At 37.3% G+C, this 16855-nt stretch carries 16 protein-coding genes; 12 read left to right on the forward strand and 4 right to left on the reverse strand.

From position 1 onward, the window contains the following. Window positions 1-3: 3 nt before the first annotated feature. The 4 genes from G551_RS0104495 to G551_RS0104510 all read right to left on the reverse strand — a co-directional run bounded on the left by G551_RS0104495 (window position 4) and on the right by G551_RS0104510 (window position 7930). Window positions 4-2376: a multicopper oxidase domain-containing protein gene (locus tag G551_RS0104495; RefSeq protein ID WP_036243335.1), complete on the reverse strand. Its 2373-nt coding sequence runs from the start codon at window positions 2374-2376 to the stop codon at window positions 4-6. A gap of 48 nt (window positions 2377-2424) precedes the next feature. Then, on the reverse strand, window positions 2425-3642 hold the full coding sequence (locus G551_RS0104500; RefSeq protein WP_027884432.1) for a TolC family protein: 1218 nt from the start codon (window positions 3640-3642) through the stop codon (window positions 2425-2427). Next, the gene (locus G551_RS0104505) at window positions 3639-7379 is read right to left on the reverse strand and encodes an efflux RND transporter permease subunit (protein ID WP_027884433.1); all 3741 of its coding nucleotides are present in this window, start codon (window positions 7377-7379) and stop codon (window positions 3639-3641) included. The genes G551_RS0104500 and G551_RS0104505 overlap by 4 nt, the downstream gene beginning before the upstream one ends. A gap of 134 nt (window positions 7380-7513) precedes the next feature. Next, on the reverse strand, window positions 7514-7930 hold the full coding sequence (locus tag G551_RS0104510; protein ID WP_027884434.1) for an HYC_CC_PP family protein: 417 nt from the start codon (window positions 7928-7930) through the stop codon (window positions 7514-7516). Between the two features lie 236 nt (window positions 7931-8166). Here G551_RS0104510 and G551_RS0104515 point away from each other — a divergent pair, with 236 nt between their 5' ends. From G551_RS0104515 to G551_RS0104570, 12 genes are all read left to right on the forward strand, one after another. Then, window positions 8167-8583, forward strand: a complete 417-nt coding sequence (locus G551_RS0104515; protein ID WP_027884435.1) for an HYC_CC_PP family protein — start codon at window positions 8167-8169, stop codon at window positions 8581-8583. A 176-nt stretch (window positions 8584-8759) separates the two neighbouring features. Beyond that, window positions 8760-9341, forward strand: coding sequence for a helix-turn-helix domain-containing protein (locus tag G551_RS0104520; protein ID WP_027884436.1), 582 nt, complete (start codon window positions 8760-8762; stop codon window positions 9339-9341). Window positions 9342-9523: 182 nt separating this feature from the next. Further along, window positions 9524-9751, forward strand: coding sequence for a hypothetical protein (locus G551_RS0104525; RefSeq protein ID WP_027884437.1), 228 nt, complete (start codon window positions 9524-9526; stop codon window positions 9749-9751). Between the two features lie 10 nt (window positions 9752-9761). Further along, on the forward strand, window positions 9762-9974 hold the full coding sequence (locus G551_RS0104530) for a heavy-metal-associated domain-containing protein (RefSeq protein WP_027884438.1): 213 nt from the start codon (window positions 9762-9764) through the stop codon (window positions 9972-9974). 22 nt (window positions 9975-9996) lie between these two features. Then, window positions 9997-10221: an SHOCT domain-containing protein gene (locus G551_RS0104535; protein ID WP_027884439.1), complete on the forward strand. Its 225-nt coding sequence runs from the start codon at window positions 9997-9999 to the stop codon at window positions 10219-10221. 12 nt (window positions 10222-10233) lie between these two features. Beyond that, window positions 10234-10509 (forward strand): DUF5676 family membrane protein, encoded by a 276-nt coding sequence (locus G551_RS0104540; protein WP_027884440.1) that lies wholly within the window; start codon window positions 10234-10236, stop codon window positions 10507-10509. Between the two features lie 94 nt (window positions 10510-10603). After that, window positions 10604-11422 carry an AlbA family DNA-binding domain-containing protein gene (locus tag G551_RS0104545; RefSeq protein ID WP_027884441.1) on the forward strand — a complete coding sequence of 273 codons (819 nt, stop codon included), beginning with the start codon at window positions 10604-10606 and terminating at the stop codon, window positions 11420-11422. 132 nt (window positions 11423-11554) lie between these two features. After that, window positions 11555-12016: a universal stress protein gene (locus tag G551_RS0104550; protein ID WP_027884442.1), complete on the forward strand. Its 462-nt coding sequence runs from the start codon at window positions 11555-11557 to the stop codon at window positions 12014-12016. Next, window positions 12013-13368 carry an NAD(P)/FAD-dependent oxidoreductase gene (locus G551_RS0104555; RefSeq protein WP_027884443.1) on the forward strand — a complete coding sequence of 452 codons (1356 nt, stop codon included), beginning with the start codon at window positions 12013-12015 and terminating at the stop codon, window positions 13366-13368. Before G551_RS0104550 ends, G551_RS0104555 begins: the two co-directional genes overlap by 4 nt. A gap of 7 nt (window positions 13369-13375) precedes the next feature. Further along, entirely contained in the window at window positions 13376-14731 is a 1356-nt protein-coding gene (locus G551_RS0104560; protein ID WP_027884444.1) for an APC family permease, read from the forward strand. Window positions 14732-14749: 18 nt separating this feature from the next. Continuing rightward, the gene (locus G551_RS0104565; protein WP_027884445.1) at window positions 14750-15763 is read left to right on the forward strand and encodes a type II glyceraldehyde-3-phosphate dehydrogenase; all 1014 of its coding nucleotides are present in this window, start codon (window positions 14750-14752) and stop codon (window positions 15761-15763) included. Between the two features lie 11 nt (window positions 15764-15774). After that, window positions 15775-16836 (forward strand): class I fructose-bisphosphate aldolase, encoded by a 1062-nt coding sequence (locus G551_RS0104570; protein WP_027884446.1) that lies wholly within the window; start codon window positions 15775-15777, stop codon window positions 16834-16836. Window positions 16837-16855 lie beyond the last annotated feature (19 nt).

Raw genomic sequence — 16855 nt, forward strand, 5'->3', positions numbered from 1 at the left:
TGTTTAAAATCTTGCTAATAGTCCACCACCCAATCCATATCGGTTATTGTAGTTAGCTTGTATTGAAAAATTTCTTGAAAGGATATATGAAGCTCCTACCAACCATTGAGTCTCACTTTCATAAGAATTGTTGTTTTCCAAATCGTTTACCCAGCCAAAATCAATTCTGTATTCATATTCTCCCTCTAAAAAAACTCTTGGGAAAATCAATAACTCTCTGTCCAGACGTATTCTTGGGCGTAATTGGTGGTCTATACTCACATCTACATTAAATCGGTAAGGTGTAAAGTATTTAACCCCAACCAGTCCAACGGTATTGAACTCATCGTACGAATTTGGAATTTCAGTTTCGGTATTTACTCCTACATAAACACGTACCCAATCATTTAGGTATCTATTGTAATTTACTTCTGCTTCAAGGTTTTGGTCGTAATCGAACTCTGCCCTTAATCCAAATTCGTTACGGATATTGCTCGACGTTAAAAAGAGTTCATTAAAATTTGAACCTGCACGAGCCAATCCCCACGAATAATAATGGTCTGTCTCATCGATAAGTTTCTGAACTGGATAATCTTTCATTCTATCATCCCTTGGGGTATCGTAACTAAACACTCTTGCCATACCACCCATCATATGGTACAATATGTGGCAATGAAAAAACCAATCGCCATACTCTTCGTTATAAAATTCAATAATAACTTTCTGCATTGGTGGTACGTTCACGGTATGCTTTAATGGGGAACGTTCTCCTTTTTCATTAATGACCCTGAAGTAATGACCGTGCAAGTGCATTGGATGGTGCATCATAGTCAGGTTATTTAATGTAATTCTGGTTACCTCGCCTCCTTTTATATTTATCTTATCGGTTTCTGATAATGGAACCCCATTCATACTCCATACATAGCGATTCATATTACCTGTTAGGTTAAGCAACACTTCATTTACTGGTAAATCTGCCTTAAATTCAGTTTTTTCTTTTGCTTCTAAAAAATCATAGTTGAAGTATGTCTTTCGCTCCTCATAATCAAAAGAAGTAGAATCCTTCTGCATCATTGGCATATTGTGCATATGACCTTCCATTTTATTTGATGCTCCATTATGGCTCATTGACATCGAGTCTTTTTTCATTCCCATTGTATCACCCATCTTCATATCCATTTGGTCATTCATTTTGCCATCCTTCATCGACATCTTATCGTTCCCCATTTTCATCTCGCCGTCCTTCATATTCATCTTCATTCCGTACTTCTGCATTAAAACTTCGGGTGTATTCTTCTTCTTGTTTCCAACCATTGCAGGTGCTCCCATTTTCATATCCATTTTAGCCATTTGCTTCATCATCGCTACCTTATCAGGTCTATCAATTCTTTTGGCTGGGTAAAGAGTGCCATTACCTAACTGTATAGAGGTATGACCTGAACCATCTTGAGCGGTTGCGGTAATTTCAATAGTTCCTTCTGGAATAGTTACAATTACATCGTAGGTTTCAGCAATACCAAAAAGGAAGCGACTTTTTGATATAGGTTCCACATCAATACCGTCACTTGAAACAACCATTGGGTTACCTCCGCCAAAGTCCATCCAATAATAGGTAGAAGCCGATGCGTTAATGAAGCGAAGCCTTACTTTTTCGCCAGCCGTAAATTCTGGATACTCTGCCAGTTTTTTACCGTTGGACAAAAATGCGGGATAATAAATGTCTGCAATATCAGCCCCTTCCATACGGTCTCTCCAAAATTTAAGTTGAGCACCAAAGGCACCTTCTGAAATGACCCTACTTAATGGCACTGCTGTGCCTTTTTTAACTTGATACCACTCGTTACCTCTTTTAAGGTTTCGTAATACATTCATTGGTTTTTCATTGGTCCAATCTGATAATACCACGACTAAATCTTTATCATATTCCAAGGTTTTCTCTTTTGGATGGATGATAATAGACCCATAAACACCTTTTTGTTCTTGTAGCATTGTGTGGGAATGGTACCAATATGTTCCCGATTGGTTGATTGGAATCCTGTATTGGAAAGTTGTTCCTGGCTCAATCGGTGGGGTAGTTAAATATGGAACCCCGTCGTAAAAATTGGGAAGTATCAATCCGTGCCAATGCACTGAAGTTTCTTCATCCATTTTATTGGTTACGTTGATTATAGCAAGGTCTCCCTCGCTAAATTCCAAGACTGGACCAGGAATTTGGCCGTTTATGGTCATTGCCTTGGACGTTATGCCTCCAAGGGTCATCTCCTTTTGTTCTAGGGTAAGGTTATACTCTTTGACGGGTCGTCCTTCTTCTTTTCTATCTTGTCCGTTGGTTCCTACTTGTGCAACACTTTCAAATGAAACGAGAAGTACAAATAGTATTGTTATCTTTCTAATCATAATTCTTTATTTTAGTGTTCAAAAGCCAATTTGGCCTAGTTCAATTTTTTATCTTGTTAAATAATTTATTAAAGCATATTCTGTAAAATACTCTTTAATGGAATCGATTAAATTGATTTGAAACTTTAACTGCAATTCCTGTACATCTAACACATCATTAAAATCTATAGTTCCAGTTTCGTAGTTTTTCATAAGAATTTCCTCGGCATCAATGGCCTGTTTCAAATTATCGGTTTGTACATTAAACTTAATTCTCATTGTATTTCTATTATAAATAGCTTGTGCAAGACGTGTTTCAAGGTTATTGAGCCTCTCTTCTTTCTGTGATTTTATTTCTAGTTGTTTCAACTCATTTTGTCTTGTCACAGACTTATATTTATTATTGAAAATGGGAATTGAAATAGAAACCATAGGCATCACAATGTCTTTACCATTATCGGAAAAATTCATATCTGGACGTTCTGAAACCGGAACATAATCCAATCCAAAACCAATGTTTGGTGCACTCTCCTTTTGGTTTAATGCTTCTGACTGCTCAACAGATTCGTACAGCTTATCATATTTTAAAAGCTCTGGATTGAGTTTGAGGTTCTCATTAGAGACCAATGGTTCTTCATCAGGAATAGTCAACTCTTGTGGCACTTGGACTTCCAGTGTTTCGTCGCGATTCAATAAATTATTAAATACCGTTTGTTCTGCTAAGTAATCTTGTTCCAAGACTTCCTTTTGCTGCACCAGTTCGTTTTGCCGAATCTGTAACCGCAGCACATCAACAGCCGAGGCATTTCCAACTTCTACAGAGGTCAATGCCAAACGCTCATAGGTTTCCAACAACTGAATGTTTTCATCCAAAATAAGTTGTTTTGCCTTGATTGAATATAGTTTGTAATAGGATTGCGATACTGATAGTGCTAACCTTCGTTTCGCAATGACAATATCCACATATTGAGCATCTGCCATTGAACTCGCATAATTTTCTCTTGCGGTAATGGTGCCAAACCAAGGTAGCATTTGTGATACCGAAAAGCGTGCACGTTGTGCACCTGTTCTGGTTTCGGGTTCGCTCACAAAGTAGCCTACGCCAATCTCTGTATTTGGTAACCAATCTGCTTCATTTACCTTTTCTTCCGCTATGTTGTAGCGCAATTCAAAAGCTTGAATTTCTGGATTATTCTTTTCAGCTTCCTGAATATAGGATGCCAGTTGTTGTGCATCAGCTTTCGCGAAAGCAATAAAAACAAGTGCTATTACAATTATATATCTCATCTAATAGTTCTTTTCAATTGAAATTCTTTTGTCCAGCTAAACAAAACCGGTACTACAAATAAGGTCACAAGTGCTATGAGCATCCCTCCAAAAGATGGGATAGCCATAGGAATCATTATATCACTCCCTCGACCTGTTGATGTTAATACGGGCAGTAAAGCGAGTATGGTAGTGGCGGTCGTCATCAAACAGGGACGAATTCGTTTCTCCCCTGCTTCGACTACAGATGCTCTGATCCCAGATTTATCTGTTGGTTTGTTTTTATCAAATGTTTGAGTGAGATAGGTCGCCATAACCACACCATCATCAGTTGCAATACCGAATAGGGCAATAAAACCAACCCAAACGGCAACACTTAAATTAATGGTGTGCATTTGAAAAAGGTCTCGTAAATTTTCTCCGAAAAAGCTGAAGTTTAAGAACCAATCTTGGCCGTAGAACCATATCATTAAAAAACCTCCCGCAAAGGCGACAGCAATTCCAGTAAAGACCATTAATGACGTTCCAACAGAACGGAACTGGAAATATAGGATTAGAAAAATAATAGCCAAAGCCAGAGGTACTACCACGCTCAATGTTTTTTCTGCTCGTAACTGATTTTCATACGTTCCCGTAAATTGATAATTGATACCCTTTGGAACGGTCAATTCGCCATTGTCAATTTTTTCTTGAATAAGGGCTTGGGCATTTTCCACCACATCTACTTCGGCGAAACCATCTAATTTATCAAAAAGGACATAGCCTACTAAAAAAGTGTCTTCACTCTTTATAACCTGTGGCCCTTTCTCATATCTAATAGTGACCAACTCACTTAACGGAACCGGACTTCCTTTTTCTACAGGCACATAAATATCTTTTAAATCGTTTGGATTTGCGCGTAATTCCCTTGGGTAGCGTACACGAATACCATAGCGCTCCCTACCTTCTACTGTTTGTGAAAGCACCATACCACCAACAGAAACCTGTATAACTTGCTGTACTTGCTCTATGGTTATGCCATAGCGCGCAAGTCGTTCTCTGTCAATATCTATAAGTAGGTATGGCTTCCCCACAATACGGTCGGCAAAAACTGCTTCATCCTTTACACCCTCTGCTTGTTTTAAGATATCTTCCAATTGTACCCCAAACGCCTCAATTTCTTTTAAATCCTGTCCTTTCACCTTAATGCCCATAGGTGCTCGCATACCAGTCTGTAGCATCACCAAGCGTGTTTCTATGGGTTGTAGCTTTGGTGCTGAAGTAACACCTGGAAGCTTTGTAACCCTTACGATTTCTTTCCAAATATCGTCTGGCGATTCAATTTCAGGTCGCCAATTTCTAAAGTACTCTCCATCGTCATCTGGAATGAGCTGTGAACTTGTCACAGAGAATGGGTCTGTAATTTTTGAGGCTTTATAGTCATCATCTTCTACTTCAATTTCGCTATTAGGGTTGGTTACTAAACTGCCATCCTTTAAAACAAATAAGCCGTCTTCGTTTACCTTAAAGCGTTGTCTTTTGCGATTTTCATTTAAAATATATTCAGATTTATATTGAATAACATTCTCATACATCGATAACGGTGCAGGGTCTAATGCTGATTCTGTACGCCCAGATTTACCGACTATGGTTTCAATTTCTGGAATGCTCGCAACGGCCATATCGAGTTGCTGTAGGACGCGTTTATTTTCCTCCACACCTGCGTGTGGCATTGAAGTGGGCATTAACAGGAATGAACCCTCATTGAGTGAAGGCATAAACTCTTTACCAGTATTACGCATAATCATCACTCCAAAAATTATAATGGCAGTTGGTATCGAAAGAAATAACAGCTTATTGCGCAATGCCCAATTTAAAATTCGAACATAATAATTTCTAAAAAGTGTAAATACACCCAAAAGACCAAAACAGATAAGACCAACGAAGATTAAGTTTATAAGGATACTTCTATCTACTCCCAGTGGTCTCCAATATTCCGCCAATAGGAATATGATAGCAAAAGCCGAAACAAATATATTGATGATGTTGGCGCGTTTTGACGTAATCTTTTCCTTTAGTGAAAGGAAGCCAACAACGCCAAATGCAACTAATATTAATCCAAGCGGATAGCCTAAAATTAAAGATAAAACGCCAAAAACAATCAATGCTCCATTTAGCATATAACTAAAAGAAGTTTTTAAATTTCTCTTTTTAAATAAATAGGCCGCAAATGGTGGAATTAAAAATAGGGCAACAATAAGAGATGCGGTGAGTGCTGCCGTTTTTGTAAATGCCAATGGCCTAAACAATTTCCCTTCTGCACCAATCATAGTAAATACAGGAATGAAACTAATAATAGTGGTCATTACTGCCGTTAAGATGGCGCCAGAAACTTCGGCAGTCGCATTATAAACTACCGTATTCATAGGTAGCTTTTCTTCATTTTCATCAATATGCCGCAAGACATTTTCCGAAAGGATAACGCCCACATCGACCATAGTTCCAATAGCAATTGCAATACCAGATAAGGCGACAATATTTGCATCTACATTGAACAGTTTCATAGAAATAAAGACAATCAAAACCGCAACAGGCAATAATCCGGAAATCAATACGGAAGCCCTTAAATTGAAGACCATTATGATAATCACAAAAATGGTAATCAATATCTCTAAAGTTAGCGCTTCATCAAGTGTGCCCAAGGTTTCTTGGATTAGTTCTGTTCTGTCATAAAAGGGTACGATGGTTAATTGCGAAGTCCTCCCATCGCTTAATGTTTTTGATGGAAGCCCAGAACTTAACTCGTTTATTTTTTCTTTAACATTGTTGATGACTTCCATAGGATTGGCCCCATAACGAGCCACTACAACACCACCAACAACCTCGGCTCCTTCCTTGTCCAATAAGCCTCTTCTTGTAGCAGGACCGTGTGTTACTTTCGCAATATCCTTTATACGGATGGATGTAAAATCTTTTGAAGTAACTACCGCGTTTTCTAAATCAGATAGTTTCTTAATATAACCCAATCCTCTTATAAGGTATTCAGCTTGGTTGATTTCAAGCGTTTGTGCACCAACATCTTTGTTGCTTTGTTTTACTGCTTTTACAACCTCACTCAAGCCTATGTTGTATTGCCGCATTAATTCGGGATTAACATCCACTTGATATTCCAAAACATATCCGCCGATGGAAGCCACTTCGGAAACACCACTCGCCGAAGACAGTGCGTATTTTACGTAGAAATCCTGAATGCTTCGTAATTCCTGTAAATCCCATCCACCTGTAACATTACCATCTTTATCACGTCCCTCAAGGGTGTACCAATATATTTGCCCTAATCCTGTGGCATCGGGACCTAGAGCTGGATTAACGCCTTCTGGTAGAAGTCCGGCTGGTAATGAGTTTAATTTTTCAAGTATTCGGCTTCTGCTCCAATAAAATTCAATATCTTCTTCGAAAATGATATAAATGCTCGAAAACCCGAACATAGATGAACTACGTATTGTTTTAACCCCTGGAATACCAAGAAGCGATGTGGTTAGAGGATAAGTAATTTGATCCTCAATATCTTGAGGGGAACGACCATCCCATTTAGTAAATACAATTTGTTGGTTTTCGCCAATATCTGGTATGGCATCTACGGCAACAGGGTCTCGAGGAAGTGAGCCTGTATTCCATTCAAACGGGGCGTTTACGACTCCCCAAGCAATAAAAAGTGCAAGTAGTAGAACGGCTACTAGCTTGTTCTCGATTAAAAATTTGATGCTTTTATTCAGCATTACAATGATTATTAAATAGTTATACATCGAATAATATCTTGATAAAATCAAAACATTAAACACAAGAAATTGAGCCCAAAATAGTATTGACCATAGGGCTAATTATTCCGATATTTATCGGAAACTGTTTAAAATCAAATTAAATACGTCTCGTGCAGTTTTTGTATATCCCGTATGAGAAAGGGAACCGCATAATCTCTAAATGGTACAATGTTCTTATCCAGTCCATCAAAAAGATTAATATAAGTATAAAAGAAAGTAGCAACAAAGGCTTGATGCTCAAAGCTTAAATTGGTGTAAGATGTTTTTAAATCATCTTGACCGTCATTCACTATTTGTACATCTGAACAGCAAGATTTTTCCGAAAAACCTGCTTCACAACTTTTTTGGGATGATTGATTTTCCATACCACAGGTTTGAGCATTATGAAATAAAGCAAAATCAACCAATGAATCTCCACAATAATGCATATCTACAGTAAACGACATAGTGGTAACAAATACCAAACTCGCCAAGGCTACAGATAATATTTTATGGAAAAACGATTTCATAAGATTGCAAATATATATAAAACAACGAAATATAAAAACATTAATAATTCTTTTCGTTATGTTAAACTTTTACTTCCTATACTATTTTCGACAAAAATAAAAGAATCAAACTTCTAAAAATATGATAAATATCATATTTTTATTTCTTTTTTGCAGTATGTTCGGCAAAAATAAGTTCTAAAAAATTCATTATTAAAAATTAGTTAACATTTGTTAATTTTTTTTATATTCGTATTATGCAAAGCTTTAATAAAATAATAGCTGTTTCATTGGTACTTGCAGTAATGTTTGCTTCATCGTCTTTTACTGTGAATATGCATTTCTGCTGTGATAAACTCGTGGATATGGCGGTTTTAAATAAAGCTCAGGTTTGTGATAATGCGGTGAAGGCTCAGACCAATCCTTCAAAAAAATGTTCGTTCGAAAAAAAAGGTTGCTGTGCTAATAAATCTATAGTTAAAGAAAGTGGCGATAACTTTCAAAAAGCTTCATTTGAGATGGAAAATCATAAACTGATTTTCCTACACACATTTTTTTACACTTACGTAAATCTATTCGAAGGGTTGGAACAAAATATAATCCCTTTTAGGGATTATGACCCACCCCTCATACCGAAAGATTTTCAAGTACTCCACGAGGTATATTTAATTTGATTTCATCCTAAGTAGGTTCTTTTTCAAACAACCTACCTTATATGTTGGCCTGTACTACGCAAAGGCTAACAACTGGTGCGCTCTATCCTGAGCATACCACACTTTCAACTATTTGAAAAACAGAAATTTATAATCTATTAGAATAAATACCATTCTAAGAATAAATAATTAATACTATGGATTTACAGAGAGAATTCTGGATAAAGAATATGGTATGTAGCCGTTGTCTAAAAGTAATAACGCAAGAACTGGAAGAGATGGGAATAACCGTACTCTCTTTGGAATTAGGTAAACTATTGGTTGAATCTTCAAAAAACACCAACACGGAGGTTACGTATAAAGTTACCAAAGTACTTCATTCCAATGATTTTGAAATAGTACAAAGTGAAGGGGAAATGCTGGTTGAAAAAGTAAAAATCATTCTAATCCAACTGCTTACTCAGTTACCACTTCATTTGAAAACAAATACTTCAGAACATTTGTCTTCTACGCTCAACAGGGATTATAAAATACTGAGCAGGCTGTTTTCTAAAAATGAAAACACCACCATTGAAAAATACTTTATAAAACTGAAAATTGAAAAAGTAAAAGAACTTATTCAATTAAAACAATATTCTTTTTCAGATGTGGCATATATGCTGGATTATAGTAGCATTAACCATTTATCAAGACAGTTTAAAGAGATTGTGGGAATGAGTATGAGCGACTATAAAAACACAGAAAAATGGAAACGAAATTTCTATGATGAAATTATATAAATAACAACGAAAGTTATGCAGATGAAGTAGCATAAAAACAGATAGCTTTCGTGTTAATTATAATATTAAAAACCCTAAAGCCCGAACTCCCTAAGGCTTGTGTTGATAATCCCCCAATTACAACATAAGCCAGTTCAGGTCTTAAAAAGGCGAGGAATAAACATTAATTAAAATAAAAAACAATGAAAAATCACTGGTTATGGATGGTCCTCGGTTGTGGACTGCCGCTTTTACTCATCTTTTTAGCACCATCTATTGGAATTGGTGGTGGCACCTGGCTTTTTGCATTTATTATAATAATGTTCGCAGTACACTTGTTAATGCCCATGCGGCACGGGAGCCATACGCACGGATTGTCCAATGAGAACTTAAAAAAGAAGGATAAAAAAAAAGAAGGACAATATTACTAAAATTTATGTTATGAAACGAAAATTTCAAATTAATGGTATTAGTTGCGGCGGCTGCATTAGCAGGGTCAAAAAGACATTGGAAGAACATCCAAAGATTGAAAAGGCAGAAATTTTTCTGGCACCAAAAGGAGCTACAATCATCACTATGAAGGAAACGCTTTCAGTAGATGAATTACAAAAACAACTCAGCAACCTTGAGGGTTACACAATTGAAAAACTATAAAAGTAACTTAAAATCAAAAATTATGTTTTTTCACGACGGAAGTTTCGGAGGTATGCACCTGATATGGTGGATTATTTGGATGGCGTTTATCATTTGGATTTTCTTTATCCCAACTGATATCCCATACCAAAAACCAAAAAAAGAAAAGCCATTGGACATCCTAAAAAACAGGTTTGCCAAGGGCGAAATTTCAAAGGAGGAATTTGAAGAATCCAAAAAATTATTAAAATCAGATAACCAATCTTAAAACATATAAATTATGTATCGATTAAATGTAAAAAAATTCGGTTTTGCCCTCGGTCTAACAGTATCCTTAATTTATTTGGGCTGTATGATCGTGATGGCTACAGCAGGACAGGAAGGAACGATTATATTTTTCAACAGCCTTTTACACGGTCTGGACACCAGTAATATTATAAGAATGGACGTGCCACTATTAGAAGCATTTTTTGGTATTGTGCAAAGCTTCATTTTAGGCTGGTTGATTGGAGCGTGTATTGCGGCATTTTATAATGCCCAAATAAAAAACAGATGATTTTGCATTAAATAGGATTGTTTAATCGAAAGTTTAGATAAGGCCCTCTTGAATTTAGAACATAATTATATCAAAGATTCATAAACCGCTAAAAATGATAAACAGTAATACTTATAAAAATATTAAGATCATTTTGACTCATTTATTTATTGGGGCAGGTATTTTTTATTTCCTGGTACACCCTTTTACAATGGTAATCTACTGGTTTGAGTTCAGTGATACGCCCTTCTCTTTCCCCTTGTTTCAGCAAGTCTTAGAAGAACGTTTTTTGGAATCTTTCAGTTTCAATATGCGGGGCATGGGCGGACTCTTAACTTTATTGGGAGGATTCTTGGGGATAGTTTCAGGTTTATTCTGGATAAACCTGAAAAAGAAAAATGAAATTATTGGCACACAACAGCGGCTGCTTGTTCGTGATATTGAAGAATTAATCCAGGCCGGTGAAAATGAACGGGTGGAATTCAAATCTTCCATACGCTATGATTATTACCGTAAAACAACCAATCGGGAACTGGAGTTGGTCATTGCCAAAACCATTGTGGGCTTTATGAATGCCAAGGGTGGAAAACTTATAGTTGGTGTTGATGACGACGGAAATGTTCTGGGATTGGAAAAAGATTATAAAACCCTAAAGCATAAAAACATGGATGGGTATGAACGTGCGGTGTTCAGGATTATCTCTACACAATTGGGTCACGAGGCTTGTTTCAGCAACCATATTTCGTTCTACAGTATTGATGAGAAAGATGTGTGCGTGGTGGATATCGAACCTTCCAACGAACCGGTTTATGTGAGTGATGAAGGAAACACCACTTTTTATGTACGCACAGGAAATGCTACGTATCCACTATCGGTAAAAGAAACAGTGGATTATTTAAAAACCAAAAAGCTTAAGCTTATGCAATACAACTAGTTTATAAGAGAGGTTGGAAATGAAATATCCAAAATGATTCGATTACTAAATTCTTTGGCTTGACATGTAAATCTAATTCGGACAGAATTAGTGGAATTAAACCCGAAATCAGAGATTAAAAAGACGAAAAAAATGAAAATTGTATTGGCCATAGATGGTTCAGATTTTAGTGAAGTAGCCATTAACGAGCTTAAGAAAATGACTTTATCCTCAAATAGTGAAATTCATATTATAAATGTTTATGAACTTCCTAAAACAACCGGTCTGGGATTGCATACTATGGGCGGCAAGATAGGAAATTACATAGAAGAAATTAAAAGTAACGCTCAAAAATTGGGAAACAAAATCGTTTCAGAAGCTTCCGATAAAATCAAGGCCGAAAACAAGGCACTTACCATAACCACAAGTGTTGTTAGCGGACTGCCCAAAAGTACTATTAATGAAAAAGCAGAAAATTGGGGTGCAGATTTAATTGTAGTAGGCTCTCAGGGTCACGGTGCACTTTCACGCTTAGTATTGGGCTCTGTATCCCAATATTTGACCACAAATGCCAAATGTTCAGTACTGATTGCAAGAGATAGAAATAAAAAATGAAAGAAAAGCAAACACATAGCATTACATTAGAATCCACTTGTAAGATAACAGATGAAATCTGTCTTCCCGATACCAAATTACCTAGTGTGGTTATCGTTGGTGGAGGATTTGCAGGTTTGGCATTGGTTGAAAAACTGAAACACAAAGAAGTTCAAGTGGTTTTACTCGATAAAAATAACTTCCATCAATTTCAACCTTTATTATATCAAGTGGCAACGAGTGCGTTGGAACCTGATAGCATAGTATTTCCATTCAGAAAACAAATCAATGGCTATAAAAATGTTTTCTTTCGTTTGGCAGAAGTTGTGGAAATTCAACCTGATTCAAATACTATATTGACCAATAAGGGAAGTGTTTCTTATGACTATTTAGTGTTGGCTACTGGCACGACCACCAATTTCTTTGGGATGGATTCTGTAGCCGAAAATAGTTTGGGGATGAAGGATATTCGCGATTCCCTCAACATCCGTCATATGATGTTGCAAAATTTGGAACAGGCAGCTATTACTTGTGATGATAAAGAACGCGACGCGCTGACAAATTTTGTAATAGTAGGTGGTGGTCCAGCAGGCGTAGAAATGGCAGGAGCTTTGGCAGAGTTTTGCAAATACATCCTTCCCAAAGATTACCCAGAGTACCCTTCTTCCATTATGAATATTTATCTAATAGAAGCCATTGATGAGTTGTTAGGCACAATGTCAGACAAGGCATCATCGAAAACCCTCAAATATTTAGAGGATTTGAATGTAAAGGTATTATTAAATGAAGCTGTAAGCAATTATGACGGCAACGAAGTCACTACCAAAAGTGGTAAGACCATTTTGGCTAAAAATCTTATCTGGACGGCTGGCGTAAAAGGACAATTCCCAAATGGTATTGATGAAAAACACATAGTCAGGGGCAACCGGATTAAAACCGATGCTAATTTAAAAGTAGAAGGCTACGAAAACATTTTTGCCATAGGCGATATAGCTGCGCTTATTTCTGAAGAAAGACCCAAAGGGCATCCACAGGTGGCGCAGGCAGCAATTCAACAAGGTAAATGGTTGGGTGATTCACTATTAAAAATCATTAAGAACGAGGCACCAAAACCTTTCGAATATAAAGACAAGGGTTCTTTGGCAACCGTAGGAAAACGTAAAGCAGTAGCCGACTTGGGCAAATTTAAATTTGCAGGCTATTTCGCCTGGTTGCTGTGGTCCGTTGTTCACTTGATGTCCATAAGTGGATTTAGAAATAGATTGATGGTTGGTTTTAATTGGGCGGTAAGTTATTTCACTTATGAAAAGAGCAACCGCCTGATTATTAGAAACTTTAAACCGAAATCTTCGGTTAAAAACAGAACAAAATAATTTTGAAATGAAAAACACCACAGATAAAAATAATAAGCTTTCCCTAATAGGTTCCATATCCCTTGGTACAGGCGTAATGATTGGTGCTGGCATATTTGTCCTAATGGGTCAAATAGCTGAATTAGTGGGAGATCTATTTCCAATAGCATTTATTGCGGGAGCTATTGTGGTAGGTTTTAGTTCGTATTCTTATGTAAAGTTTTCAAACGCTTTTCCTTCCTCTGGAGGTGTCGTAAAATTTTTAAGTAAATCCTACGGGCCAGGAACTACAACCGGTGTTTTTTCATTGTTGATGTATGTCTCTATGGTAGTTTCCGAAAGTCTGGTGGCCGGCACTTTTGGAGCTTATACCCTTCGATTATTCCCAGAAAGTTATGCTGGTTATGCATCCATACTTGGTATTCTACTTTTGGTAACAGCTTATATAATAAATATTCTAGGAAATAAAGTAATTGGAGCAACGGCCACTTTTACAGCAATTATTAAAGTAGGTGGTATTGCACTACTTGCGATTGCAGGTCTGGTAGCTTCCGGATTTGCGGATATTACAGGAGACTATATCCCACAAAATACCGAAACCTTACCACAAGGGTTCGGCTTTGTAGCGGCATTGGCATTATCAATCCTTGCCTATAAAGGGTTCACAACAATAACGAATCAAGGTGGAGACATCAAAAATCCACACAAAAACCTTGGAAGATCCATTGTGATTTCTATTCTTATCTGCACACTTATTTATGTAGCCTTGGCACTTGCTGTTGCAGGCGGTTTAAGCATTCCTGAAATAATAAAGGCAAAAGATTATGCTTTGGCAGCAGCAGCCGAACCTGTTTTTGGGGAATGGGGTTTATGGTTTACTATAGCAATCGCTATTGTAGCAACCTTTTCAGGGGTTATCGCCAGTGTCTTTTCGGCATCGCGCTTATTGGGGATGTTGAGTAATATGAAACAAGTACCCTCTTTAAAAAGGATAGGTAATTTTAAAAATCCAGCGCTCATATTCACGGTTTCCCTTGCCATTTTACTCACTGCCCTTTTCGATTTAACAAGAATCGCTTCTATAGGAGCTATTTTCTACCTCATTATGGATATCGCTATCCATTGGGGGCTTTTTCGCCACCTAAAAAACGAGGTAAAATTTAAACCCATCATTCCGTTAATAGCCATTGTAATGGACATTGCAGTACTAGCAGCCTTTCTATATATAAAATATCTGAATGATCCAATGGTGCTCATCGTAGCAGCAATTGGAATTATCCTGATTCTCATTGCGGAACGTTTTTTTATGATTTCGCATACAGACGATGATGGCAATATGCCTATGGGAATGGAGAATACAAATAATAAAAACAACAAATCATAATTAATTAAAACAATTTATATGAAAAATATAGCAGTTATAGGATACGGAGTCATAGGAAAAAGGGTGGCCGATGCCATCAATCTACAGGACGATATGAAGCTTTCGGGCGTGTGTGATATCATAAGCGATTGGCGCATTCAAAATGCCGTGAGAAAAAAGTACGATATCTACGCAGCAACTCAAGAAGCAGAAGACAGAATGAAATCCGAAGGTATTTCAGTAAAAGGCGATATGCACGACCTGTTGAAAAAATCAGATCTCGTTGTGGACTGTACCCCTAAAAAGATTGCGGCTCAAAATGTAGCAATTTATAAAGAGCAAAACATCAAATTTATTTTACACGGAGGCGAAAAACACGAAACAACAGGCCATTCCTTTAGTGCAGAAAATAATTACAAATCAGCTCTAAACTTGAATGCGACAAGAGTAGTTTCCTGTAATACTACGTCTATTTTAAGAACCTTGACCGCTTTAAAAAGAGCCGATTTATTGGATTATGCCAGAGGTACACTTTTAAGAAGAGCTACAGACCCTTGGGAAAGTCATTTGGGTGGTATTATGAATACGATGGTTCCCGAAAAAGATATCCCAAGCCATCAAGGTCCGGATGCTAAAAGTGTTGACCCAGAATTGGATGTCATCACCGCAGCGGTAAAAGTACCGCAAACCTTAAGCCATCTGCACTATTGGAATGTGAAATTGAAAAAGCAGGCGACAAAGGAAGAAGTGCTAAATGCTTTCAAAACTTCAAGTCGTATTAAACTAATTCGATATGACCAAGGCTTGGTTTCTAACAATACCATTAAGGAAATGTTCTTGGATATGGGAAGGCCTTGGGGCGATATGTACGAAGTTGCGCTGTGGGAAGATATGCTCAAAGTACAGGGAGACGAACTCTTTTATGCCTACGTGGTCGATAACCAAGCTATTGTAATCCCGGAAACAATTGATGCTATTAGGGCTTTAACTGGAATTGAAACAGATGGTACAAAATCCATAGCCAAAACAAATGAAAGTTTAGGAATCCATTAAATACTATCAAAATGAAAACAGACAAGAATATAGTAGAACTTTTAGGAGAAAAAGCAGACTTCTATTTAGAACACGTTTGTGAAAAAATAACAAAGGATGAATTGCAAGTGCCAAGCAAAAATAGTTTAGAAAAAGTATTTGGCAGTAGCAACAGAAATCCGCAGGTGCTTCGAAGTCTTTCACAATTGTACAACAACGGAAATCTGGGAGGTACAGGCTATTTAAGTATCCTTCCTGTGGACCAAGGTATTGAGCATAGCGCGGCCTTTTCATTCTATAAAAACCCAGATTATTTCGACCCAGAGAACATTATAAAACTCGCCCTTGAGGCCGGTTGTAATGGGGTGGCTTCCACGTTTGGGGTTTTGGGTTTGAATGCCCGAAAATATGCCCATAAAATCCCTTTTATCGTTAAGATTAACCACAATGAACTGCTTACCTACCCGAACAAATATGACCAAACACTCTTTGGTAAGGTAAAAACCGCTTGGGATATGGGAGCAATTGCCGTAGGAGCTACGATTTATTTTGGTTCAGCGGAAAGTAACAGACAACTCAAAGAAATAGCAGAGGCTTTTGAAGAAGCTCATAATCTTGGTATGGCTACCATTTTATGGTGCTATACACGAAATGAAGCTTTTAAAACCGATAAAGAAGATTATCACGCATCGGCCGATGTAACCGGACAAGCCAATCAGATTGGAGTAACGATACAGGCAGATATCATCAAACAAAAATTACCAACCAATAATTTTGGTTTCAAAGAGATAGGATTTGGAAAATATGATGATGAAATGTATAAAACCCTTACCACAGACCACCCTATTGACCTTTGCAGGTTGCAAGTAGCCAATTGCTATATGGGTAAAATAGGGCTGATTAATTCAGGTGGTGGTTCCAAAGGCAAATCAGATTTGTCCGAAGCTGTAACAACTGCCGTCATCAATAAAAGGGCTGGTGGCTCTGGGCTGATAATGGGAAGAAAAGCATTTCAAAAGCCTTTTATTAGAGGGATTGAGTTACTGCACTCCGTCCAACAGGTATATCTGGAAGATAGTATAACCATAGCTTAATTATAACGAAAACAATTTA

Source organism: Mesonia mobilis DSM 19841, from assembly GCF_000423405.1.
GTDB lineage: Bacteria > Bacteroidota > Bacteroidia > Flavobacteriales > Flavobacteriaceae > Mesonia > Mesonia mobilis.